The following is a 24,577-nucleotide window of genomic DNA, read 5'->3' as shown; positions in this document are numbered from 1 at the left end:
CGCTACGCGTAGAGGGATGCGACCGCCTCGCCGAACGCGGCGGTGTGGGCGGCCACGTCCGCCGCGGTCGTCGCGGGGCTCATCAGCGCCATGTTGTGGAACGGCGTCAGCAGGATGCCGCGGTTGAGGGCGTGCAGATGCAGATACTGCTGCAGCTCGAAGTCGTCCGCTTCCGCCGCCTCCCGGCCATCCCGCGGCGGACGCGGCAGGAAGCTGTACTCGGCCCGTGCACCGAGCTGGGTGACCTGCCACGGGGCGCCGTGACGGTCGATAGCCGACTGCACGCCGGCCGTCCACTCCGCCGCCCGTTCGATCATCGCCGGGTAGGCATCCGCGGTGAGCACCTCCGACAGTGTCGCCCGGATTCCGGCGAGGGAGACGGCGTTCCCGGCGAGGGTGCCGCCCACTCCCCCGACGTCGATGTCCTCCAGCTCCAGGCTCGTCCGGGCACGCTCGGCGAACTCGGCGGTCATCCCGTACGCGCCTGCGGGGATGCCGCCGGCGATGGTCTTCCCGACCACCACAGCGTCGGGCCGCAGCCCGTCGCGTGCCACCATGCCGCCGGGACCGGCGCACAGCGTGTGGGTCTCGTCGAGGATCAGCACGGTGCCGGTGCGGTCGCAGGCGGCGCGCACCGCGTCATGCCAGCCCGGCTGCGGCAGCACGATGCCGATGTTCGTCATGGCGGGCTCCGCCAGCACGACGGCGACCTCACCGGTGGCGAGTGCCGCCTCGAGTGCCGGGACGTCGTTGAACGGCACGACGACGGTCGTCTCCGCGAGCGGCACGGGCGGTCCGATGTTGCCGCGCCGGGGCACGACGGCGCCGTCCTCCGCGAGGGTGGCGAACGCCTCGTCCACCGAGCCGTGGTAGCAGTAGTCGATGACCAGCACCTTCCGCCGGCCTGTGACCTGCCGGGCGTAGCGCAGCAGCGCGCGGTTCGCATCCGTGGCGGAGAGGGTGAACTGCCATGAGGGCAGGCCGAAGCGCCCGGCGAGCAGCGCCGCCGCCGCGGATGCGTCGACGGTGGGCAGCATGAAGGTGGAGCCGCGCTGCAGCTGCTCGGTGATCGCCGCCACCGCCGCCGCCGGTGCGTGGCCCACCATCGCGCCGGTGTCGCCGAGGCAGAGGTCGATGTGATCGATGCCGTCCACGGATCTGAAATGGGCGCCATCGGCCCGCTCCACGAACACCGGCCACGGCCCCGGCCACTTCGCCATCCAGAGCATCGGCACGCCGTCCGGCATGTGCGCCGAGGCCTCCCGCCAGAGCCGCTCCGACTCGCGGTGCGTGTCCCGGAAGCGGTCGATCTCCTCCCGCCAGAGCCGTGCCAGGAGCGCGCGATCCTCGAACATCACCGGCCCTGGACCGCCAGGCGCTTGCGCTTCGCCGCGCCGCGGAGCTGGGAGGCGACCACCAGCACGATCGCGGCCAGGAACACCGCCGATGCGATCACGTTCGCCTCGGCCGGGATGCCACGTGCTGCCGCGGTGTAGACGTACTTCGGGAAGGTGACCGCGGGTCCCGCGTTGAAGTTCGTGATGATGAAGTCGTCGAAGCTCAGTGCGAACGAGAGCAGCGCCGCCGCGACGATGCCCGGCAGCAGCAGCGGGAAGGTGATCCGCCAGAACACCTGCGAAGGCGATGCGTAGAGGTCGCGTCCCGCCTCCTCGAGCGCTGGGTCGAGCGACGCGATCCGTGCCCGCACGGTCACGACGACGAAGCTGATGCAGAACATGATGTGGGCCAGGATGATCGTCCCGAGCCCCTTCGACACGCCGGCGGTCAGGAACTGCGCTGCGAGTCCGGCACCGAGCACCACCTCCGGGGTGGCCATCGGGAGGAAGAGCAGCAGCGTCGTGGCGGACCGGAACCGGAAGCGGTAGCGCACGAGCGCGAGCGCGATCGCCGTGCCCAGCGCGGTGGCGGCCACGGTGGCCACCGCGGCGACCAGGATGCTGTTGCCGAACGCCTCGCACACACCCTGCGACGAGCAGACGTTGATCCAGTTGTCGAAGGTGAACCTCCGCCAGACGATATTCGTCCGGCGCGAGTCGTTGAACGAGAACACGATCGTGTAGACGATCGGGATCAGCAGGAAGACGAAGGCGACCATCGCGTACGCGGCGAGCCCCCAGCGTCCGACGCCGAGCCGGAACTGCCGGCGCTGCGGCGACGGGGGCGCGGTCGCCGCATCCGTGAGGGCGGCACCGGCTTGCAGGGTCACAGCAGCTCCTCCGTTCCGCTCCGCTTCACGTAGCCGCTGACGAGGATCAGGATCGCCGCCATCAGCAGGATCGAGAGCGCCGCGGCGGCCGGGTAGTTCTGCAGCACCAGGAAGTTCGCCTCGATGACGTTGCCGATCATCGGCGTGTCGGTGCTGCCGAGGAAGTCGCGGCTGGCGTTCACGTAGTCGCCGGCTGCCGGGATGAAGGTCAGCAGGGTGCCGGAGATGACGCCGGGCATCGACAGCGGAAGGGTGACCTTCCAGAACGTCGTCGCGGGGCTCGCGTAGAGGTCGCTGCCCGCCTCCACGTAGCGCAGGTCGAGGCGCTCGAGGCTCGCGTAGATCGGCAGGCACATGAACGGGATGAAGTTGTAGGTCAGGCCGAAGATCACCGCGAACGGCGTTCCGGTCAGGTGCAGGTCCGCCGGGACGAACGCGAACACCTGCAGCGCGCCGACGATCGGCCCCTCGTCGGACAGGATCTGCTTCCAGGCGAGCGTCCGGAGCAGGAAGCTGATGAAGAAGGGGGCGATGACGAGCACCAGCCCGAGCGCCTGCCAGAGCGGGAAGCGACGCAGCTTCACGCCGATGAAGTACGCCAGGGGGTAGCTGAAGAGCAGCGCCAGGATCGTCGCGGCCGCCGCATAGGCGAACGACCGCACGACGTGCGGCCAGTACGTCTCGAGCACGGTGAGGTAGTTCTGCCACTGGAACGCCGTCTGGTACTGCCCGATGTCGCCGAACTCGCTCGGCGCCTGGAGGCTGGTGAGGATGAGCGAGATCAGCGGGGCGAGGAAGAACAGCGCCAGGTAGACGACGCCGGGCAGCAGCAGGAAGAGCGCGACGCGGCTGCGTTTGCGCGGGGCGACCTCTGCGGCCGGCGGGGCGGCGGTGAAGGCGCCGAACGCCATCTCAGGCGGCTCCGCTCTGCTGTCCGGCAGGAGCCGTGTCCGCCCCGACTCCCTCCGCGGGAGCGACCGTGTCCGCCCCGGCGCCCTTGTCGGCGCCGTCCGGCCCGTCGGCGAGCCCGAACCCGTGCTCCATCGCCCAGCTCACCCAGACCCGGGCGCCCTCATGCACCACGGGCCCGGACACCATGTTCTGAGCGAACACGACGAGCGGGTCGATGCCGGGCACCGTCACGGTGTACGAGGTGCTGACGCCGCTGAACGACACGTCGGTGACGCGGCCGGGGCCGAGGATGTTGGCACCGGCCGTGCGGGCAGGCTCGGCAGTGTGCAGCAGCAGCTTCTCCGGCCGCACGCCGATCGTGACCGTGCCCGAGTGCCGTTGGGCGCGGGAGCGCAGCACCTCGATCCGCTGTCCGCCCGCTTCGACCATCACCGTGGTGGCGGTCGAACTCACCACGGGGCCGGTGAGCAGGTTCGACTGGCCGAGGAAGCTCGCCACGAAGGAGGTGCGCGGCAGCTCATAGAGCTCCTCCGGGGCGCCCATCTGCTCGATCCTCCCCCGGTGCATCACCGCGACGGTGTCGGCCATGGTCATGGCCTCCTCCTGATCGTGGGTGACGTGCAGGAAGGTGAGGCCCACCTCGCCCTGGATGTGCTTGAGCTCCAGCTGCATGCTTCTGCGCAGTTTCAGGTCGAGCGCGCCGAGGGGCTCGTCGAGCAGCAGCAGCGCCGGCCGGTTCACCACTGCCCTGGCGAGCGCCACCCGCTGCTGCTGGCCGCCGGAGAGCTGCGCGGGCTTCCGGGCGGCGAGGTGGTCGAGCTCCACCAGGCGGAGCGCCTCATGCGCCTTCGCCTCGGCGTCGCCGATCCCCCGGCGCTTCAGGCCGAACGCCACGTTCTCGAGCACCGTCATGTGCGGGAAGAGGGCGTAGCTCTGGAAGACGGTGTTCACCGGCCGCTGGTGGGGCTTCGTGTCGGTGACGTCGTCACCTCCGAGGAGGATGCGGCCCTCCGTCGGGTTCTCGAGGCCTGCCACGAGCCGCAGCGTCGTCGTTTTGCCGCAGCCGGACGGACCGAGCAGTGCGAAGAACGAGCCGGCCGGGATGGTCAGGTTCAGGTTCTCGATGGCCGTGAAGCCGGGGAAGCGCTTCGTGATGCCGCGGAGCTCCAGGTCGGCGCCGGAGTCTGCGAACTCTGCATGTGCCATTCGCGCCCCGCCTCAGGAACCCAGGAGCACGCTCTGGAAGGCCGAGTTGTACTTGGACTCCTCCTGCCCGGTCAGTGCGCGGAAGATCTTCACCTTGGCGAGGGTCTCCTCGTCCGGGAAGATGAGCTGGTTGTCGGCGAGTTCCGGATCGATGTCCATCATCGCCTCCTTCGCTCCGGCGACCGGCGTGATGTAGTTGACCCAGGCGGCGACCTCGGCCGCCACCGCTGGGTCGTAGTAGTAGTTCATCAGCGTCTCGGCGTTCTTCTTCCGCGGTGAGCCGATCGGCACGAGGAAGTTGTCGTTCCAGAGCGTCCCACCGCCCTCCGGGATGGCGAACGCGAACTTCTCGGAGCCCACCTCCGCGTTCAGGCCCGTCACATCGCCCGACCAGACGATGGCGGCGAGGGTGTCCTCGTTCTGCAGGTCCTCGACGTACGCGTTGCCGCGGACGTTGCGGATCTGGCCGGACTCCACCTGCTCGCTGAAGACCTCCATCGCGGCGTCGAACTCCGCGTCGCCCCACTCGCCCGAGATGTCGGTGCCCTGCTCCATCATGATCAGGCCGATGGTGTCGCGCATCTCGGAGAGCACCCCGACGCGCCCCTTCAGCTCCGGAGCCCAGAGGTCCTCCACCGACTTCAGACCGTTCGGCACCTTCTCGGTGTTCCAGGCGATGCCCGCGAAGCCGCCCTGCCACGGCAGGGACATCTTCCGCCCGGGGTCGAAGTCGGGATCCTGCAGCGACGGGATCAGGTTCGAGATGTTCGGGATGTTGGCGTGGTCGAGCTCCTGCGTGAACCCGCGCCGGATCCACAGGCCCACCATCCAGTCGGTCAGACACACGGTGTCGGCGCCGATGTCCTGACCGAGCTGCAGCTGGTCGCGCACCCGCGCGTAGTAGGTGTTGTTGTCGTCGACGTCGACGAGGTAGTCGACCTCGATTCCGGTTTCCTCCTCGAAGGCGACCAGCGTCGGGTAGCCGCCGCTCTCGTCCTCGTCGATGTACAGCGGCCAGTTCGCCCACTTGAGCGTCTTGTCTTCGTCGGACCGGTCTGGGGCGGCCGTCGGTGCGGTGCTGCCGCTCGGTGCGCACGCCGCGAGAGTGAGCGCCGCGACGCCGAGCCCCGCACCGGTGAGCACGCCGCGGCGGCTCAGCTGTGCGCGTCTGGCCTGCTGGACGAGGGCTCGGATGAGTGGATCTTCTGGCAGTCGTCTCGGCATGTCAGTGCTCCTTCGGAACGCGGTGCAGACCTGGTGAGGGTGTGAACCGATATTGGCACACGGTCGCGCTGTGCGATATCGAAAGCGGCCTTTCCGCCCATTCCGAAACGCGAAATTCGCGAAATCAGCGGTCTGCGCACAAAATCCCTTCGGAATCCATTGTGCGCCACCGTACGCTTGCTCCATGAGGATCGGCGTGCCCCGTGAGGTCAAGAACAACGAGTTCCGCGTGGCGATCACTCCCGCGGGCGCGCACGACCTGGTCGAGCACGGCCACCAGGTGCTCGTCGAGACGGGCGCCGGTGGCGGCTCCTCCATCCCCGACGAGGCGTACGCGGAGGCGGGTGCGACCCTGGTGCCGGACGCCGACGCCGTCTGGGGCGACGCCGATGTGGTGATGAAGGTGAAGGAGCCGATCGAGAGCGAGTACCGGCATTTCCGGCCGGGACTGGTGCTGTTCGCCTACCTGCATCTCGCCGCCGAGGCCGACCTGACTCGGGCCCTGGCGCGGAGCGGCGTCACCGCGATCGCCTACGAGACCGTGCAGCTGCCCTCGCGGGTGCTGCCGCTGCTCGCGCCGATGAGCGAGGTGGCGGGGCGGTTGGCACCCCTCGTCGGCGCGAACGCCATGCTGAAACCCAACGGCGGGCCGGGGCTGTTGATGCCGGGCGTTCCGGGCACGCGGCCGGCCAAGGTCGTCGTCCTCGGCGGCGGTGTCGCGGGTGCGAACGCGACGTCGGTGAGCGTCGGGCTCGGCGCCGACGTGACGGTGCTCGACACCAACCTGCAGCGTCTGGTCGAGCTGGACGCCCTGTACGCGGGCCGGATCAAGACGCTCGCATCGAGCGCCTACGCCATCGAGCGCGCGGTGCTCGACGCGGACCTGGTGATCGGCTCTGTGCTGGTCCCGGGCGCAAGAGCGCCGAAGCTGGTCAGCAACGCCCTGGTGTCGCGGATGCTGCCGGGCAGTGTGCTCGTCGACATCGCCGTGGATCAGGGCGGCTGCTTCGAGGACTCGCATCCGACCACCCACGCGGACCCGACGTTCCGGGTGCACGGGTCGCTGTTCTACTGCGTCGCCAACATGCCGGGCGCGGTGCCGGCCACCTCCACCTATGCCCTCACGAACGCCACACTCCCGTACGTCCGGGCGCTGGCCGCGCACGGGTGGCGGGATGCGCTGGCCGCAGATCCGGCGTTCGCGCTGGGACTCAACGTGCATGACGGCTCGGTGGTGAACGACGCGGTCGCGGCGGCGCACGGCCTGGACCATGCGCGCCTGGACGCCGTGCTCACGGGGTGATCGACTAGAACCGGGCGCGGACGGCCGGCCCGCCCGGCGGGAACAGCCACCGGGCGCGACCGGAGCACGGCGGCGGCAGCTCCTGCCGCCCGAGCAGGGACCGGACCTCGGCCGGCCCGCAGCCGTCGAACACGACCGGCTGCGTGGCGGACAGCTGCCGGAGGACGCTCCAGCGGGCCTGCCACTCGTCCGGCGAGCCGACCAGCACGCCGCCGGCCCGCCCGGCATCCTGGTGGTCCCGAACGGCGAGCCGCTGCACCAGCCGCGAGCCGAAGGCAGCCTCGAACGCGGCCGGGCCGGTCGTCACCACGACGAGGCCCGGTGCCGGCTCCACCGTCACCGACGCCTCGACGGGTGGGAGCGACCCCCGCCGCGCGTCGGCGACCTGCACCCGGAGGCCGGCGAGCTCCCCGCGGCCGGGCGGCGCGGATCGGTCGAACAGTGCCGGAGTGCCGCCCGCGAGCAGGTGCTCGTCCCGCGACGCGGCTCGCAGCAGCAGCCGGCAGCCGATGAGTGGCGTCGCGCCGTTCAGCGCCGCGGGCAGCCGCGATGCCGTGATCGCGACCGAGATGCCGGCGCCAGCCCCCTCCCGTAGGATCCGCAGCAGCCGCTCCGCAAGCTCGTGAGCGTATTCGCCGCCCGCGGCCGCAAGCACCCCGTCGATGTCGTCGAGCAGCAGGAGCCGCGGGGTCCGGTCGCCCGCATCGAGGCGGCTGAGCGCGGTTGCGACGGCATCCCACACGCACGGGACGGTCGACGCGGGCCAGAGCACTGCGGGCGCTCCTGCGGCGGCCGCCACCGCGGCGAGCGCCGTCGAGCGGCCGGACCCGGGTCCTCCGAGCACCAGCAGCCCGCCGGAGCGCCGGGCGTCCCACGCCGCAGGCGTCTGTGACTGCTCCTCCGGACGGTCTGCCAGCCCGAACACGAGCCCGTGCCCGGCCGGGAGCTCCGCGGGCTCGATCCGCTCGGGCAGGTCGGGCAGCCACGGCCGACGGGTCTGCGCTGCCGGCCAGATCGCCGTGACCTCTGACGGCAGCCGGGGTTCCGCCTCCGCGACCTGGAGCTGCAGCGGCGGCGCTCCGGCGGTTGCGAGGATCGCCCGCCCGGGCCGACTCAGCCGGGCCGCGTCGGGGACGCCGACGACCGCCCTGGAGTCCTCGTCCGCGGTGACCCGCAGGCAGAGCCGGAGACCGGCGTTGGCGAGCAGGGCGTCCCGCACCACCCCGGCGGGTCGCTGGGTGCAGAGGATCAGGTGCACGCCGAGCGAGCGGCCCCTGGCCGCCACATCGCCCAGCACCGCGTGGCACTCGGGCAGCTGCTCGGCCAGGGTGGCGAACTCGTCGATCACCAGGACCAGACGGGCGAGGCCCGTTGCGCCGTCGTCGATCGCTCGCGATCCGGCCGCCGCCAGCACCCGCTCACGGTGCCGCAGCTCCGCCCGGAGGCTCTCCACCGCCCGGTGCGCCGCGGCACCGTCCAGGTCCGTCACGACGCCGACCGTGTGCGGCAACCGCTCCAGCTCCGAGAACGACGCCCCGCCTTTGAAGTCGAGCAGCAGGAACTGCACCGCGCTTGGCGGATGCAGGGCGGCGAGCGCCAGCACCCAGCTCCGCAGCAGCTCGCTCTTCCCGCTGCCCGTCGTCCCGCCGATCACCGCATGCGGCCCATCCGCGACAAGGTCGACCGCGACCGTGCCACCGGGTGCCCCGCCGATCGGGCAGCGGAGGGAAGAGGAGGCCGCCCGGCCGACGGGGACCTCGGCCGCGGTCCCCGTTCCGGCGTGCAGCAGCTGCCCCAGCCCGACTCGGTCGGGGATGCCTGCACCGGCGCTCGGCGCGGCGGCGGCGAGGGACCTGGCGACGTGCAGCGCCTCGATGGACGAGACGGCGTCCGGCACGAATGACGCCCCGGGCGGCAGCACCGGATGCCGCAGCACCCGCCCGCTGCCTGCACCCACCGTCACCACCGTGGCGCAGTCCGGCGGCCACCGCGCCGCCTCCGGCACCCGGCGAACGAGCGCCGGCGCCCCGCCATCGTCGATTCCGAATCTCGCAGCCGAGTCGACGCCGGACGGCACCGTTCGCACCTGATGCGGCAAGACGGCGAGCCATCCCTCTGCCTGCCCCGTCACCTCGACCGTCGCGCCCGGCGGCATCCGGCAGAGCGCCTGCAGCAGCACCGAGCGCACGAGCGCGTCGGCGCCGGCGCCGCTCCCCGCCACACCGAGGCCGCCGCGGAGATCCACCGTGAGCGGTGCGTCCGGCAGCGCCCGCGCCTTCGCCCGCAGCCGATCCACGACACCGGCTTCGGCACCCGCCGGCTCCGGTGTGAGCCGCAGTCCGCTCGGCAGCTCCGCCAGCCCGAGCCGCACCTGGAGCGGCGCAGTGGGCGCATTCCGCCAGCCGGCGGGCTGCCTCGTCAGCTCCCGCACCGACGGTGCGCGGGTCGCCGCCCGGCGCCGCTCCTCCCGGTGCCGCTCCTCGATCAGCTGCTCGATCTCGGTGAGCCGCTCGGCGTACCGCAGCTCGTCCCGCCGGCGGTCACGCCGCAGCCGCCATCGACCGTCCAGCAGCCCCGCGACGAGCAGCAGGGGCCCGAGGGCGGCGAACGCAAGGCTCACCGGAGAGCCGGTGACCGCCCACAGCACCAGGGACCCCGCGACCGGCACCAGGAAGGAGAGCACCGACGGCGGTGCGGGCCGCCGCTCCTCCGGCGGGGACGGCAGCGGCACAGGCTGCGGGGGCGGATCGTCGCGCACGACGGCATTCTGACCCTGGACCACGGCCGGCGACCCAGAAGGTCACCGGTCCGGGATGCCGGACCCGAGCGGCGATGGTCTGAGGGAGGGGTGTCAGCTCAGCACGAAGAACTGGTCGCCGATCTCGATCCGGGTGCCGCGCACCACGAAGTACCGGCGGCCCGGCTCGCAGCGCTTCGGCTGGCCGTCCGGCTCGCGGAGCACGGACCCGTTGCCGGAGAAGCGGTCGAGCACCCAGAAGGCGCCGTTGTCCTGCCCGAACTCGAGGTGCGTCTTCGACACCGACCGGCCGGGGTCGCGGATCACGACGAAGTGGTCGACGTACTCCCCCGGCTCGGCGATCGGGTTCCGGCCGACCAGTCCGGAGCCGTAGACGGTGGCGCTCTCACCGGTGCTGAACTGCAGCACGAACTTGTCTGCCTGAGACTCCGGGTCGAGCAGACGCTCGGCCGCGAACCGCTCCTCCGGGGTGAGCGGCGCCAGAGGGTCCGCCCCCGCGTCAGCGTCAGCGTCAGCGTCCACGTCGACATCCGCATCGGGATCCGGCACGGGTCGCTCGGCGTCGGCGAGAACGGGCTGCACCTCGGTCGGCGCACTGTCCGGGATGTCTTCCCCCGGCGCTTCCCTCGGTGCTTCCCCCGGTGCGTCCGCCGCCGGCGAACCGATCAGGGCGTCGCCGTGCGGAGGTGTGCCCGCGTCGTCCTGGTCGGGTGAGCGCTCCGCGGAGTCGTCCTCCGCGTCGGGCTCCTCCGGCTCGGCGCCGTGCCCGCGGGTGGGTGCCTCCACCAGCGCGTCGCCGTGCGGGGGTGTCCCTGCGTCGTTCTCGCCGGTCGACGACTGCGGCCCGGCAGGCTCGGCTCTCGGGGTGTCGTCTCCGGGCACGTCGGCATCGCCCGGGCGCACGGTGCGCTGGCCGGCGGCGCTGCCGCACTCCCCGCAGAACATGGCGCCCTCCGGGAGGGGTGAGCCGCAGTTCCAGCAGCGCTGCCCGAGGGGCTCGCCGGCCGCGTCCGAGTCGCCGCCTCCGACGGAGCCTGGCGACTGGGCGTGGTCGTCGGCGGTCATGGCTCTCCGTTCCGGCGGGGCAAGAGGTTCCGCAAACTATAACCACGCAGTGAGCGGAGTGAGACGGCGGCGCGGACGCGTTCCCAGCGAGTTCGGCGGGAATCCAGGGTCTTGCGCAACTCCTCCACAGCGAGCCACACACGGTCGGCGTCCGCGTCCGCGGGGTCGTCGGGGGAGAACACCGCCCGGTCGGCGACGACGGCAAGCAGGCGGGGCCGCTTGCCGCCGACCACCTCCGCGAACTGGCTGCGGGTGGGTGAGGGGGGAGCGTCGATGCCGCGGTCGAGTGCGGCGTCCTGGAACTCGTCCCAGCCACCGCGGATGCGGTCACGCGGTGTGCCGCTGGTGCGACGCAGCTCCCTGCGCCGGAGCTTCGCGCCGACGATGAGCAGGAACGGGGAGGTGACGAGCGCCAGCACGAGGATCGTCCAGCCGAGGACGCGCAGCACGGTGAACAGCAGCTCGAGCAGCGGATCGGGCACCGGCGCGTCGTCCTGACTCGTCTCGCTCGGTGGGGCGTCGTCCCGCTGCTCCTGCTCCGCCAGGTTCGGCGGCACGACGGTCTGCGGGCGCGAGATGGGAGTCGGCTCCTCCGGGAGGGCGTCGGGGATCTGCCGTTCGGCGGGCGTCGGGTCGAGCGCCACCCAGCCGTGCTCCGCGGTGTTCACCTCGATCCAGGCAGCGACGTCGCTGCCGCGCACCGCCACCCGGGCGGCGTCCGTCGGATCGGGAGCGAACCCGAACACGACCCGCGCCGGGAATCCGAGTTCCCGCGCCAGCAGGGCCGCCGCGACGGAGTACTGCTCGGCGTCGCCGATCATGATCGGATCGGTGAACAGCTCGCTGAGCCGGTCCAGCGAGTGGCCGGAGCGGCTCGGCGGCTCCTCCGGCGATAGCCCATGGCTGATGTAGCCGTCCCGGGCAAGCCCGGCCAGCATGGCCGAGAGCTGGCTCCCGGGTGCCGACGCGGAGCCGGCGAGATAAGCGTCCAGCCGGTCGGCGAGCGCCTCCGGCAGCGGCACGGTGCGCGGCACGCTCGCGGCGCCCGGGGTCGCCTCCGCCAGTTGCTCCTCCGTCGGCTGGTCGGGCAGGACGGCGCTGAGCCGGTACGCCGCACCCTCCTCGAGCCCGGGGACCACCGCCGCCGTGCCGGTCACCTCGTTGACGTAGAGGGTACGGTCGGCGGCGCCGCGGCCGGTGAAGTCGACCGCGACGAGTGAGCCGGCCGTCGGCACCCACACCCCGCGATACCCCTGCACGGTGAGGGAGAGATCCACCGGCGTTCCGTCGCCGGCGGCCTGGGCGACCCGGTTCGGCACCCGGGTGAAGGTGCCCGACGCGGTGTCGGCGTCGGCGGTGCCGACCGCGTAGACGACGCCGTCGTAGGTGTCCAGGGTGGCGAGCCGGATCCGTGCGCCCGTCGGCAGCCCGTCGACGGTGAACAGGATCTCTTCGGCGGAGCCCTCCTGCAGGTGCCGCCGGAAGCCGGCGAGCGGACTCACGTAGTCCCGGGGATCGAACGGCTGCTCGATGGTGGTCCGCAGCACGCTGCGTTCGGCCGGTGGTGGCACGGCGAGCGTCATGCCGAGCGAGGCGGCACCGCCGATCAGCAGGAGGACGGCGGCGGCGGCAAGGGTTCGGGCGCCGACGAAGCGGTGATCCCGGGCGGCCTGCGGGGCCGGCTCAGCGCCAACCGTGCCGGCCGAGAGGGTGCGGATCGCCTCACGCCTGCGGTACCACCGCCGCCACACAACCCACAGCAGGATGGTGGCGAGCAGCGCCAGCGCCAGCGCGGCGGGCGCCACGGCCTCCTCAGGGCCGAACAGCACCGCCAGCACGAACACGAGAACCGGGGCGATCACGCCGAGCTCGCCGTACTTGGCACGGAGCCCGACCGACAGGCCGGTGACGGTGGCGGTGAGCAGCAGCGCGAACGCCGGCACCAGCAGCGCCTGATAGTTCCCGACCGGCAGCGTGATGGTGAGCAGCTGCTTCCAGCCGAGGGCCACCCCGGCCAGCAGGTCGAGCAGCCCGTCCACGGTCGGCAGGATGCCGAGCGCCGCCTTCGAGGGCACGGCAAGCGGCACGCCGAGCACCAGGAAGACGGCCAGCGTCGCGACCATGACGCTGCCGCCGGAGGCGCGCGTGAAGGCGCCGCCCATCGCGACGGCGGACCCGGCGAGGATCGTGGCGGCGGCAAGCAGCACGAAGGATGGATCCCGATAGAGGGGCCAGAGCGCGACCGCCGCCGCGGCCATGGTGGCCCAGAAGAGCAGGGTCGTGACGACGGTGAATCCGAGCGCGGGGACCCTGGCGCTGCGGGTGCCCGGGGTGCGGTGCGAGGTCACGCGGCCGCCGATCGGGCGAGCGCCTTCGCCAGATCCTCCAGATACCCGACGGTGAAGACGGTGAGCCCGGCAAGGCGCTTGTATCCGGGCACGGCGGTCGCGTCGCAGACGACCGCGGTCACCTCGACACCGAGCGGGAACTGGTTCGCCGCTCCGCGCAGTTGCGCCGCGGTGGCGCCCGAGCCGCAGACCAGCATGGCGACGGAAATGGCCGGCACCTTCGCCGCCGTCACGCGGGCGACGTCCGGGATGTGCAGGCTGGACTCCTCACGCTGAAGGCCCGCGAAGTCGTCGAGCAGCCGGCTGCGGCTGAGCGTCGAGAGCGAGCGCACCTCGAACACCTTCCGCTTCGCGAACGCCGGGGTGCGCTCCCCCACCACGACCGAAAGGGAGCGCCCGTCCCGGATCGCGCGGATGCCGAGCGACGCGGCGACGCTGACCGCCAGCTCGAACTCCTCCTCGCTCGCGTAGTCGGCGGTCGCGAGGCTCAACCCCACCACCAGGTGGCTGCGCCGGGTCTCCTCGAACTGCCGGACCATGTAGGTGCCGGTCTTCGCCGTGGACCGCCAGTGGATGTGGCGCCGCTCATCCCCAGGCACGTACTCCCGCAGAGAGTGGAAGGAGACGTCGCTCGAGGTCAGGTCCCGGGTGGGCGTGCCCTCCAGGTCTCGCACCACGCCGAGGCTCGCGCTCGGGATGGCGATCGTGCGCGGGTGCACGAACAGCTCGGTCGTCTCGGTCAGCTCGAGCTCCCGCCGCACCATGCCCACCGGGTCGGCGCGCACCGTGCGCGCGGGACCGAGCGCGAGCACGCCGCGCCTGGCAGTCGGAACGCCGAACTCGGCCTCGTGTGCGCCCCCGGCCGGGATGCCCGGCACCGCAAGTGCCGCGAGCCCCTCGTCGACGGGCACTTCGACGCCCATGCCGAAGCTGCGCCGGGCGGATGGGTTGCTGACCCGGATGCGCGCGGCCGCCGGCTGCCCGACCACGACACGGCTGCGCGGCAGCTCGAGGTCCACCTGCAGCGACGTCCGGCCGAGCAGGTACACGCCGGCGGCGACGAGCAGCGCGGTGAGGGTCCAGGCCACCACGACGAGCTCGGTCCAGCCGAGGCCGTAGCCGGCGAGGAAGCAGAGCGGGGTGACCGCCAGCACGGTCCAGCCAAGCGGGGTGACGACGGTCGAGACCGCCCGGAACACCGCCGCCACGCCGCCGCGCACGGAGGTGAACAGGCGCACCACGCCGACGACCAGGTCGGCGAGGAAGCCGGTGCGCGTGCCGACGATCCGGGTGCGGGCGTTCGTGAGCCCCTCGATCGCGGTGTGCGCGTCGAGCTCCGACCGCCGGCTGGTCGCGGACGTCCGCGTGCCGCCGGCGACGCCGGTCCTGCTGCGCGTCAGCACCGTCCTGCTGCGCGGCTGGCCGGCCTGCTGCGGCGAACGCCGGCTCCGGTCGGGCGAGCTCACACGGCTTGCCGATCGCTCGGCGGCGGGGTCTCCATCAGGATCTGCGCGACGACACTGCCGGCGGTCACACCGTCGAACTCCGCCTCGGCGTCGAGGATGAGCCGGTGGGCGAGAACCGGCTCGGCGAGCTGCTTGATGTCATCGGGCACCACGTAGTGACGACCGGCCGCGGCCGCGTGGGTCTTCGCCGCGCGGATGAGGGAGAGGGCGCCGCGCACGCTGGCGCCCAGCCGCACCTCGGTGGCACTCCGGCTGGCGTCCACGAGGCGGGAGACGTAGTCGTTGATGGCGGGGTCCACGTGCACGGTCCGTGCCAGTTCCGCCATCTCGATGACCACCTCGGCTGTGACCACCGGGGGGATCATCGTCTCGTGCGCCTTCACGGATGATCCTTCGAGGATGCGCAGCGTGGAGGCGTGGTCCGGGTAGCCGATCGAGGTCCGCATCAGGAAGCGGTCCAGCTGGGCCTCAGGCAGCCGGTACGTGCCCGCCTGCTCGATCGGGTTCTGCGTGGCGATCACCATGAACGGCGCACCCACGGGGTGGGTCACACCGTCGACGGTGACGTGCCCCTCCTCCATCACCTCGAGCAGCGCCGCCTGCGTCTTCGGGCTGGCACGGTTGATCTCATCCGCCAGCACGATGTTCGCGAACACCGGGCCGGGGTGGAAGTAGAAGTCGCCCTTCCGCTGGTCGAAGATGCTGACGCCGGTGATGTCGCCAGGAAGCAGATCCGGGGTGAACTGCACGCGGTTGTTCGTCCCCTGCACGCTCTGCGCGATGGCGCGGGCGAGCGACGTCTTGCCGGTCCCTGGCACGTCTTCCAGCAGCAGATGCCCCTCGCTGAGGAGCGCCGTGAACGCGAGCCGCACGACGAAGGTCTTGCCGAGCAGCACGTGCTCGACGTTCTCCACCAGGCGGGTGAACGTCGCCGAGAACCGGGCCGCCTGCTCCGCCGTCATCGTCGCCCGGGAGCCGCGGAGCGCATCCTGCTGCACCGCCGGCGCGCCGAACGCGCGGACCTGATCTACCTCATCGACACGCGAACTCGCCATATCCCCTGTCCTCATAGGTCTCGGAGCCGATCGTGACTCTGGCTTTGACCCGGATCCCCACCGCGTCTGACGGTACAGGGTTCGCGGGCGAATACTCGTCGTAATCGCTCCAGCCACCCGATCCGACCCGGTACGCGACCCGGTAGGAGTAGCTGAGGCTCGCCCCGGAGCGCGGTGCGGTGATCTGCGGCCGCTCGTCCGGGATGCAACTCGTCGCGGCGACCCGGGTGTTGACCGGCGTGAGCGGGTCGCCGGCTCTGCTCGGCTCCCCGCAGAACGCGGTGCTGCTGTCCCGGCACGCGCGGAACTGCACGGTGATGCTCTGCCCGTACACCGACGAGTCGGCGAGCGAGGTGAGCTGGCGGCTGCCCGGCAGGTCGCGCCAGGTGCCGTCGGTGGAGAGCCGGTACTGGTACTTCGCCACGATGCCCGACGCGGTGACGTTGCCGTTCGCGAAGATGTCGTACTGGCCGGAGTCGCTGTAGGCGATGGACGCGGTGCCGCTCGCCTCGCCGGGCGGCCGTTTGGCCTCCACCGAGCCGGACGCGAACACCCGGCAGAACAGCCCGTTGTCGGCGATCACCAGATACACGTAGTTCCGGCCGTCGCGGGTGTCGGTGTCCAGCCAGCCGGAGGACACCCCCTGCGGCGAGACACGGCTGCCCTCGGCGCCGGAGCAGCTGGTGGGCACCGATCCGGCCGTGTCCACGCGTGCGACGGCGTAGGTCACCGAGCCGGCGCCGTTCGGGTCGCTGGTGCCCCAGCTGACGCGGATGTCGCCTCCGCTGCCCTCCACGACGGCCGACGGGGCGGGCGACGGGGCGCCGGGAGGACCGACCGTGCGCACGCTCGCGCCGCTGCGCAGCCAGGCCGACTCACCGGCCTGAGCGCTGTTCCGGGCGTGCACGCTGATCTCCGCGACGGTGTTCGGCTGGAGCGGGATCCCGCGCGATGCCGTGTTGATCCCGGTGGTCTCCGGAGCGACCGTCGCCACGACGCTGCCGTTGATGGCGACGACGTAGTCGACGACGGGGCTGCCACCGGACGGCACCTGGGACGGGGTCCAGGTGATCCGCAGGGCACCGCCGGCCGGGTCGTCCGCGATCGGCTGGCCCTGCACGTTCCCTGGCGCATCCGGCAGGTAGTCCACGCTGAGCGGCGCGCTGGGGGCCCCAGGGGCGCTCTCGCCGATCCCGTTCTCGGCGACGATCCGGAAGGTGTACTGCTTCGCCACCTCGAGTCCCTCCAGCCGGCAGATCGTCTGCAGGCCGCAGTCGTACGAGTACTCGGCGCCTCCGGTGGTGCTGGTGACCCGGTAGTTCGTGATGGCCGAATTGTTGGAGTTCGGTGGTGTGATCCGCAGGCTCAGCTCGCCGCCGACGAAGCCGCCCTGCCGTTCCGCCGCCACCGGAGCGTCGGGCACGTCCTGCACCGAGATGGTGACCGATCCCCAGACGCGGCGGTCCGGATCGCCGGTGGCGTCCTCCACCTGGTACTGCAGGTGGGCGTCGCCCGGCTCGGCGTCCTCGTCGACGCGCACGGACAGCCGCCGGTCGTCACTGCTCGGCTCGACCTCGATTCCCGCCGGAAGTGAGGCGCCGTCCAGTCCGCGGATCGCCACGACGCGCAGACCTGCGCCCGGGAACGGGTTCGTCGCCTCATCGTTGGCCAGCACGTCGACCGTCTCGGCGGACCCGCGCCGCACGAGAGCCTGGTCCGGGGCAGGCCGGGCGAGCGGACGCGTGGAGGGGACGACTCTGAGCTCGATCCGCCCGCCGGCGCCGGCGGCCTGCGCGTCGCGAACGCTGAGGCTGATGCCGGTGCGGGAGCCCTTCTCGGCGTCCTCGTCGGCGCGGAGGGTGAGGATCTGACCGTCGAGGTCGTAGCTGAACCCCTCCGGGGACGGGGCCAGCACCCGGAACTCCAGCTCGTCCACGTCGTCGGCATACGGGTAGTTGGTGAGCTTCACCAGGTCGACTTCGATCTCCTGGGTCGGCTCGAAGTCGATGACCCCGCCGAGGAACTGCGGAGGCTGGTTGTTGCGGGGCTCGACCTGGATCGGCAGCACGAGGGTGGCGGTGCGCGCTTCCGGATCGTTCGCCGATGCCCCGTCCGTCACCTGGAACGAGATCGACGCGGGTCCGAAGTAGCGGGCGGCCGACGTGAAGCGAAGGGTGTCCTCGTCGACGACGAGGTCCTGCCCGTTGGAATGGGTCGCCTGCACGGTGCTGGAGTCGGTGAGCCGCACCCGCTTGCCGGCGACCGCAAGCACATGGTCGTTCAGCTCGATGGTGAGCGTCTCCTCGCTCGTCACCACCAGCGGCTCGGCCGTGCGGTCGAGCTGCGGGATGGCGTCCTCGAGCCCGGGCACCCAGATGAACGCATAGGAGCGCACGTCCTCGTTCTCAGGGTGCGAGACCGCGAACGGGATGACCTGGCTGCGTTCGCCGATCTGCACCCTGATGCGCCGGTCGGCCGTCACCTCCGCCGTTCCGTACCCGGGCAGCACGGAGAGCCCGAGCTCCGACGAGTCGCCCTCCGCGAAGAACACGTTCCGCAGCACGTCGACGTCGACGCTCTGCCGGTCGAGCACGTCGGAGAGGGTCAGCACGGTGTCTGCGGCCAGCGGGTACGCCAGCGGCGCATCCGGATCGACGACCACGGTGAGGAAGTTGGAGCTTGTTCCACCCGACTCGTTCTCGATCGAGTAGACGTAGCCGTACCGGCCGGGCTTCGTCGGGGGCGTCACCCGCACGACCGCGTCGTCGATGATCTCGGTCTGCGACTCGTCGTCGCCGGTCTCGACGCTCGTCACGCGCAGGGCGCCGCCGTCCGGGTCGCTGTCGTTGGCGAGCACCTGCACGGCGACGGTGCGGTCCGGCCGGACGTGCACCTCGTCCTCGATCGCCACCGGGTTCCGCGTGCCCTCGATGCGCGGCATGATCCCGACCCGCACCGTGCCGGTCGCGCGGGCGCCGAGGCCGTCGACCACCGTGTAGGTGAAGCTGTCGGTGCCGGCCGAGTAGCTGCCCGCCTCGTACTCGATCACGTTCCCGGCGACGGAGACGACGGCGCCCTTCTCCGGGTTGGTCGCCTGGCCGAGCAGCTGCACCGAGTCGCCGTCGGGGTCGACGCCGTTCAGCGGCACGTCGATGAGCACCCGCTCGCCGGCGAGCACCCGCGCAGTGACCCCGCGGGGCACCGGTGGGGTGTTCGCGGCCTCGTTGACCTCGTTCACGGTGATCCGCACCTCGGCCTGCGCCGTCTCGCCTCCCGGACCCTCGATCGAGTAGACGGCGGTGTAGATGCCCGTCCGCTCCGGCGCCAGGTAGCGCAGGCGGCTGCCGGAGGCGAAGAGCAGCCCTCCCCCGTCCGGCACGGACGAGACCAGCTCAGGCACCAGTCGGATCGCCTCGTTGTCCGGGTGCTCGTCGTTCGCGAGCACGGGGATGTCGATCGCGTCGCCGACGCGCACGGTCACGCTGTCGTCCCGCGCGATCGGCGGCTGCACCCGTTCGGGCCGGGGGATCTCGATCACCGTGATGGTGCCGTCCGCCTCCGCCAGTCCGTTGCTCACCCGGTATCCGAACGTGAGCGGCTCGTCGAGCGGCGCCGACAGCGTCACCCGCACAGCGCTCTGCTCGAGGATCTCCGCCCGCACGGCGGCCGACGGCGGGATGTCGCGAACGCCGGTGACCGACAGAACGCCGCCGGCCGGGTCGATGTCGGTCTCCGCCACCTCGACGGTCTCGCTGGCGAGGCTCCGCACGAAGACCGTCTTCGGCACCGTGATGGGGGTGAGGTTGGCCTCCGGCGGACTCAGCACCTCCACGCGGACCAGACCGGTGGCGCTGCGCTCGTCGTCGGAGACGACGTACTCCAGGTAGTGGGTGCGCACCTCGTCGCTGCGGAAGCGGAAGGTGCCCTTCTCGTAGCTCGGGGTGATGGTGGCGCCGGTCTTCGCGGGCACGGAGGTGAGCCGCAGCGCGCCGGTGCCGCCGCGCACGTGCGGGAGCGGATCGATCCGCACCTCCTGCCCGGCGTATGCCAGCACCACGAACGCGTCGGGCACGATCGGCACGTCGCCGGCGTCGCTCACGGTGACCGTCAGGCGACCATTCGCCGAGCTGCGGAGGTCGCTCACGGTGAGCGCGACGGTCCGCGGGCCTGCCCCGGAGCCGGCGTCGGTGTACACGACTTCGCCGCCGGGCTCGTAGGCGGCGGAATCCGGCTCGGCCACCGCCGCGTTCGCGAGATACATGGGATCGCCGTCGGGGTCGACCCAGTCCCCCAGCACCTGGGTCGAGACGACGCCGCCGCTCTCGACCACGGTGCGGGTCTGCCGCACCTGCCGTGGCGGCCCGTTCACGTCACCGCCGCGCACCGTGACCCGGACGGTGGCCGTCGCAGCTCCACCGCGGCCGTCACTGATCGAGTAGGCGAACTTGAGCTCGCCCTCCGCGTCGGAGTCCAGGGTGATCTGCAGCTGCTGGTTGTCGTTGATCACCTCGACGCGTCCGACGGACACCGGAAGCGGCTCCACATCGCTGATCACCAGCACGTCGCCGTTGCTGTCGTAGTCGTTGAGGAGCACGGGCAGCACGCTGGTGCGACCCGGCCGGGCGCCGAGCTCGTCATCGACGGCCACCGGGGGCTCTTGAAGCTTGTCGACCTCAGGCGGGTTGTCCGGATCGTTCTCCTCCGCCTGCTCGTCGGTCTCCTCCTGGCGGATCAGTTGCTCCCAGTTGTCGATGAGCTCCGCCGAGGACTGCACCGCCCAGGTGGAGCCGCCGCGGGAGTCGTTGAGGACCGCGCGGGAGCCGTTGGCGCGGAACACGAGCTGGGCCCCGGCGGAGACACCGTCGAGGCGCAGCTCCTCACCGGGCCCGTCGTCGCCGCCGCACTGCCTCCAGAGGTCGCCGCCGGACCACGCCGAGAACGCGCAGCCGTCCACCACGGCGGGACGCGCGGGGGTGCCGGTGAGGCCGGAGGACAGCTCGGTGGGGGCAGACCCGTCGAACGGCACCGAGAGGAGACCGGCGGGATGGGCCAGCAGCACGTTCCCCGGGTCCGAAGACGGCAGCTGGAGCTCCGCCTGGCCGTCCGGCAGCGCGTCGGCCAGGTCGTGCGACGAGCCCTCCAGCTGGAGGGTGCCGCTGGTGAGGTTGAGCAGCGCCCATCGGCCTCCGACGCTGGTGAGCTGGAACTCGTCGCCCTCCTCTCCCAGGTCGACCGCGGTGGAGGACTCCACGGCGGAGGCGGTGCCCGCGTCGACCCGCGACACGGTGCCCACCGACGGCGAGAAGGTGAACATCGCGCCAACGGGGTCCACGCTGACGAGCGCCCCGACGCCCAGGCTGAGGTCCGGTTCGGCGTCCGGGTCGAAGCTCGGGAACTGCGCGAAGGGCACCAGCCACAGGCGGCCGGTGTCCTCTTCGTGCACCACGACGTTGTCGCCGGCGAGCGCGAGCGTGGGGCGGCCCGGCGGCAGTGAGACGGTCTCCACGACCTGGGCGGTCGCCGGGTCGAGCACATCGGCCTTGGCGGCGCCGCGGTCGAGCACGAGCACGCGGGTGCCCGCCTGCACCACCTCGAGGTCGCTGCCGGTGGTCTCCACCACGGTGTCGAAGGTGCGCACCTCGGTGTTCGCGCGTGCGACAGCCTGCCGGGTGCCGCTCGCCACCCAGACGGAGGCGTCGTTCAGGTCCAAGCGCTGTGCCGTGTAGCCGTTCGAGAGCACGGCGGCGGTGGCGACGAGCGCCGCAACCAGCGATCCGCTCGTGACACTCGTCACGATGGATTTGTTGGCCGAGATCCAGCGACCGATCACGCGCGCGGCTCAGCCTTGGACATCGACGCACTTCTCGGTGCTGCTCGGCCCGGTCTTTCCGCCGCGATTCACCGTGACCGTGATGCAGACCCGGTCGCCGGCCTCTGCGTCGACGACGAAGTCGGGGCTCCGCTGGATGCTCGAGGCGCCGCCGGTCACGGCAATCTGGTAGGTGTCGGCGGCGCTGATCCCCGGGTCGGCCCAGGAGAACTCGACGGTCCCACCGGCCGTCTCGGTGGCCGCGATGTTGGAGACCACCGGGATGTCGCTGCTCGATCCGCGAAGGAGCAGCATCGTGGTCACCGCGGCGAGCGACAGCACCAGCACGGCCCCCGCGATGGCCGCCCACAGGGTGGCACGCGGCATCGGGCCCTTCGCCGCCGGTCGCTCGACGGGTCCGTTCGGCGAGCTCGCCTCGGACTCGAGAATCACGGCGCCGCCCTGACCGCCGGTGTGACCGGAGGATGCTGCGGCGCGGCGGCGCTTGCGGGCGGCTGGAACGGGTGCGGCACCCGGGACACCGCGGAGGAGGGTCTTCTCCTCGGCTTCGGCCACACCGCCGAGGGCCCAGTCGTCCATCGCGACCTCGACCGCGGTCTGCGGCACGCCGAGCTCCGTCTCGATGGCCTGCAGCTCGCGGACCAGCTCGAGGATCGAGGTGGGGCGGTGCTCCGGCTTCTTCGACATCGCGGTGGCGAGCACTTTCTCAAGGCTCGCCGGCACGTCGGGCCGGCCGATGGGCTGCGGCTTCGCCCGGTTGATGCGGGCCATGAGGTCGGAGGAGCTGTTCTTGCCGTCCGGGATCTCGAACGGGGAACGTCCGGCGAGCAGGGAGTAGACGGTGGCCGCCAGGGACCACACCTCGGACGCGACGGTGCCGGAGGTCTCGTCCATCAGCACTTCTGGCGCCGACCACGGGATGGACAGTCCCACCGACTCCTCACGCTTCGCCTCGCTGAGTGTTGCGGCGATGCCGAAGTCGGACAGCACGGGGTGCCCGTAGGCGGTGGTGAGGATGTTGGAGGGCTTGATGTCGCGGTGCAGCACACCGGCGCGGTGCGCCGTCTCGATGGCGCTGCCGATGCGGACGGCGATGCGGAGCACCTCCGGCACGGGGAGCGGCTCCCGGCGGTAGCGGTCCGAGAGGACGGCCGAGCAGAGCTCCATGACCAGGTAGGGCCGCCCGTCGGAGGACACCCCGGCCTGATACACGGTGAGGATCGAGGGGTGCGCGCTGAGCTGCGCCATCAGGTTGGCCTCTGCCTGGAACATCTGCCGCACCTGGTCGTTGACGACCTCGCTCAGCATCACCTTCACAGCGACCTGTCGACGTGGCATGTTCTGCTCGTACAGGAACACATCCGCGAATCCGCCCGAGCCGAGGACGTGCATGTGTGAGAACCCGGGCAGCACAGGCGGCCGGGATGGCAGTCGTCGTGCCACCGAACCCCCCTCGCCCGCCGGTTGACCCCAATTGTAGGCATGGGCAGAGTACCGGAATGGTCCACCCCGGCCCCCCTAAAGGGGGACGTGTCGCCCGGATTGCGCCATGTGAACGGTCAAACAGGTGTCATTCCGCGCTCGTGTTTCGTTCTGTGACGTGCCCCTGATGCGTGCACGGAGGTACACGAGCCCCTGGACCGGCGGTTCAGCCGGCGCGTTTGCGTCGTTGCAGGTCGGCGAGGGCGAGGCTTTTGGGCGGCATCGGGATGGGGGTCTGGTTGGGGTCGCGTTCCCGTGGCGGTATGAGGAAGTAGTTCGCCCGGTCGCGTTCGATGCGCCAGGCGTTGTTGTGGATGAGCAGGTGGTGGTGCCGGCAGAGCAGGATTCCGTCGGCGAGATCGGTTCGGCCGCCGTCGCGTTCCCATTCGTTGATGTGGTGGGCTTCGCACCAGGACGGTGGCCGGTCGCAGCCGGGGAACCGGCAGCCACCGTCCCTGGCGGCTAGTGCGATTCGCTGCACCGTGGTGAACAGGCGCTGCTCGCGGCCGACGTTGAGGACTTGCCCGTCGTGGTCGAACCGGATCGGGAGGATCCCGGCTTCGCAGACGTGCCGGTCCACCGTCTGACCGGATACCGGGTCGGGGTGCCCTTCGATCCGGCCGAACTCGGTTCCCTCCGGCGTGGTGGTGGTCAGCACCCGCACCGCCGGCTTTCGCACCCCGCAGAGATTCCGCGGGTCGGCGGCGACCCCGAGCCGGAGGAGTTCGACGAACCCGTCGGCCTGCTGCTGCTCCGGGGTGCGCTCGTCGTCCAGGATCCGCTGCGCCCGCTCTTGCTCGGCCGGGTCCACGAACCGGGGGCCACCGCGCCGGGGTGAGGTGATCGACTGGAAGGTCTCCAGCACCTCAGCACCACCGGACTCCGGTGCCAGCAGGAAGTCGCCCTTGATCATCCCGTCCGACCGCCGGACCACTCTGAAATACCGTTGCGAATGCCGCTGCGCCTCCCGCACCGCGATGCCCTCCGCGTCGATCTCGTCCCGCACCGCCCGCGCCCGCTTCAGCAACAAGTCCGCATTCAACCCGGCCGCCTCGGCCACCAGCCGCTCCGCCGCCGCGGTGAGCATCGCGATCGTGACCGCCTCGCTCGGAGTGCCCAGCCCGGTTCGAATCGCATCCGCCGCCACCACCGGAAGCGCCCCAGCCGCGACCGCCCGCCCCACCGGTGCCAGCCACGCCGTGCCGGTCCCATCCCACGGCGTCGCCGCCGCTTCAGCCGTTGGCGTCCCTTCCGTCCGAGTGTCGCCATCGGGAGCCGGAGGCAACAGTTCCGCCTCCTGCATCACCTTGCCCACCCGCACCAGGGTGGCCGCCTCCCGACCGGTCGAGCCGGTCAGCTGCTGCACCAACGACTCCGGCGTCCGAGCACCGGTGCGCTGCGCCAGACCCGCATACCCGAGCTCCGGCCGAGACCGCCACGCGATCTCACCCGCGGTCGCCGCAGCACTGGCCGAGACGTTTCTCTCGATATCGGCCAGCAGCCGCTGCGCCTCCATCAGCTCGTCGTCCGCAAGCGGCCCGAACTCCGCCCCTGGACCGGCAGCCGAGACGTGACCGACCTCGCTTCGGCGAGTGTCTCGAGGAGTCGGGGCATGCCTCCATTCTCCCACGAATCGAAGCTTTGTTCTAACGAATGTGGAGAGCTTCTTTCGACAGATTTGCCGGTCAGCGACGCATTCGC

14 protein-coding genes are annotated in these 24,577 nt (G+C 71.6%); 1 reads left to right on the top strand and 13 read right to left on the bottom strand.

The genetic code is table 11. The features are described from left to right. Window positions 1-2: 2 nt before the first annotated feature. Genes ACFFGH_RS32140 through ACFFGH_RS32120 form a run of 5 tightly spaced genes read right to left on the bottom strand, consistent with a single transcriptional unit; the run spans window position 3 to window position 5,569 of the window. Complete coding sequence (locus ACFFGH_RS32140; RefSeq protein ID WP_386676590.1) at window positions 3-1,355, bottom strand: transaminase; 1,353 nt, start codon at window positions 1,353-1,355, stop codon at window positions 3-5. Then, window positions 1,355-2,227: an ABC transporter permease gene (locus ACFFGH_RS32135; protein ID WP_386676589.1), complete on the bottom strand. Its 873-nt coding sequence runs from the start codon at window positions 2,225-2,227 to the stop codon at window positions 1,355-1,357. The genes ACFFGH_RS32140 and ACFFGH_RS32135 overlap by 1 nt, the downstream gene beginning before the upstream one ends. Then, on the bottom strand, window positions 2,224-3,138 hold the full coding sequence (locus ACFFGH_RS32130; protein ID WP_386676587.1) for an ABC transporter permease: 915 nt from the start codon (window positions 3,136-3,138) through the stop codon (window positions 2,224-2,226). The genes ACFFGH_RS32135 and ACFFGH_RS32130 overlap by 4 nt, the downstream gene beginning before the upstream one ends. A gap of 1 nt (window position 3,139) precedes the next feature. Beyond that, on the bottom strand, window positions 3,140-4,345 hold the full coding sequence (locus ACFFGH_RS32125; RefSeq protein ID WP_386676585.1) for an ABC transporter ATP-binding protein: 1,206 nt from the start codon (window positions 4,343-4,345) through the stop codon (window positions 3,140-3,142). Window positions 4,346-4,357: 12 nt separating this feature from the next. Next, the gene (locus tag ACFFGH_RS32120) at window positions 4,358-5,569 is read right to left on the bottom strand and encodes an ABC transporter substrate-binding protein (protein ID WP_386676583.1); all 1,212 of its coding nucleotides are present in this window, start codon (window positions 5,567-5,569) and stop codon (window positions 4,358-4,360) included. A gap of 184 nt (window positions 5,570-5,753) precedes the next feature. Between ACFFGH_RS32120 and ald the strand changes: the two genes are divergently transcribed. Next, a complete protein-coding gene (gene ald, locus ACFFGH_RS32115; protein ID WP_386676581.1) occupies window positions 5,754-6,872 on the top strand; it encodes an alanine dehydrogenase in 1,119 nt (372 codons plus the stop codon). A 4-nt stretch (window positions 6,873-6,876) separates the two neighbouring features. On the opposite strand, the gene ACFFGH_RS32110 is transcribed toward ald, so the two are convergent. The 8 genes from ACFFGH_RS32110 to ACFFGH_RS32075 all read right to left on the bottom strand — a co-directional run bounded on the left by ACFFGH_RS32110 (window position 6,877) and on the right by ACFFGH_RS32075 (window position 24,506). Continuing rightward, window positions 6,877-9,630 (bottom strand): FtsK/SpoIIIE domain-containing protein, encoded by a 2,754-nt coding sequence (locus ACFFGH_RS32110; RefSeq protein ID WP_386676579.1) that lies wholly within the window; start codon window positions 9,628-9,630, stop codon window positions 6,877-6,879. Between the two features lie 93 nt (window positions 9,631-9,723). Further along, complete coding sequence (locus tag ACFFGH_RS32105) at window positions 9,724-10,695, bottom strand: zinc-ribbon domain-containing protein (RefSeq protein ID WP_386676578.1); 972 nt, start codon at window positions 10,693-10,695, stop codon at window positions 9,724-9,726. Then, window positions 10,692-13,043, bottom strand: coding sequence for a transglutaminaseTgpA domain-containing protein (locus ACFFGH_RS32100; RefSeq protein ID WP_386676576.1), 2,352 nt, complete (start codon window positions 13,041-13,043; stop codon window positions 10,692-10,694). Before ACFFGH_RS32100 ends, ACFFGH_RS32105 begins: the two co-directional genes overlap by 4 nt. Continuing rightward, window positions 13,040-14,509 carry a DUF58 domain-containing protein gene (locus ACFFGH_RS32095; protein WP_386676574.1) on the bottom strand — a complete coding sequence of 490 codons (1,470 nt, stop codon included), beginning with the start codon at window positions 14,507-14,509 and terminating at the stop codon, window positions 13,040-13,042. Before ACFFGH_RS32095 ends, ACFFGH_RS32100 begins: the two co-directional genes overlap by 4 nt. Continuing rightward, complete coding sequence (locus ACFFGH_RS32090; RefSeq protein WP_386676572.1) at window positions 14,506-15,564, bottom strand: AAA family ATPase; 1,059 nt, start codon at window positions 15,562-15,564, stop codon at window positions 14,506-14,508. The genes ACFFGH_RS32095 and ACFFGH_RS32090 overlap by 4 nt, the downstream gene beginning before the upstream one ends. Then, window positions 15,542-21,358, bottom strand: a complete 5,817-nt coding sequence (locus ACFFGH_RS32085; RefSeq protein WP_386676570.1) for an Ig-like domain-containing protein — start codon at window positions 21,356-21,358, stop codon at window positions 15,542-15,544. The genes ACFFGH_RS32090 and ACFFGH_RS32085 overlap by 23 nt, the downstream gene beginning before the upstream one ends. Window positions 21,359-21,403: 45 nt before the next feature. Then, window positions 21,404-22,786: a serine/threonine-protein kinase gene (locus tag ACFFGH_RS32080; RefSeq protein WP_386676568.1), complete on the bottom strand. Its 1,383-nt coding sequence runs from the start codon at window positions 22,784-22,786 to the stop codon at window positions 21,404-21,406. 256 nt (window positions 22,787-23,042) lie between these two features. Next, complete coding sequence (locus ACFFGH_RS32075; protein ID WP_386676566.1) at window positions 23,043-24,506, bottom strand: HNH endonuclease signature motif containing protein; 1,464 nt, start codon at window positions 24,504-24,506, stop codon at window positions 23,043-23,045. Window positions 24,507-24,577: the final 71 nt, after the last annotated feature.

The organism is Lysobacter korlensis, assembly GCF_042434515.1.
The sequence above is the reverse complement of the archived record's forward strand: the minus strand, read 5'-3'. Positions and strand labels throughout refer to the sequence as shown.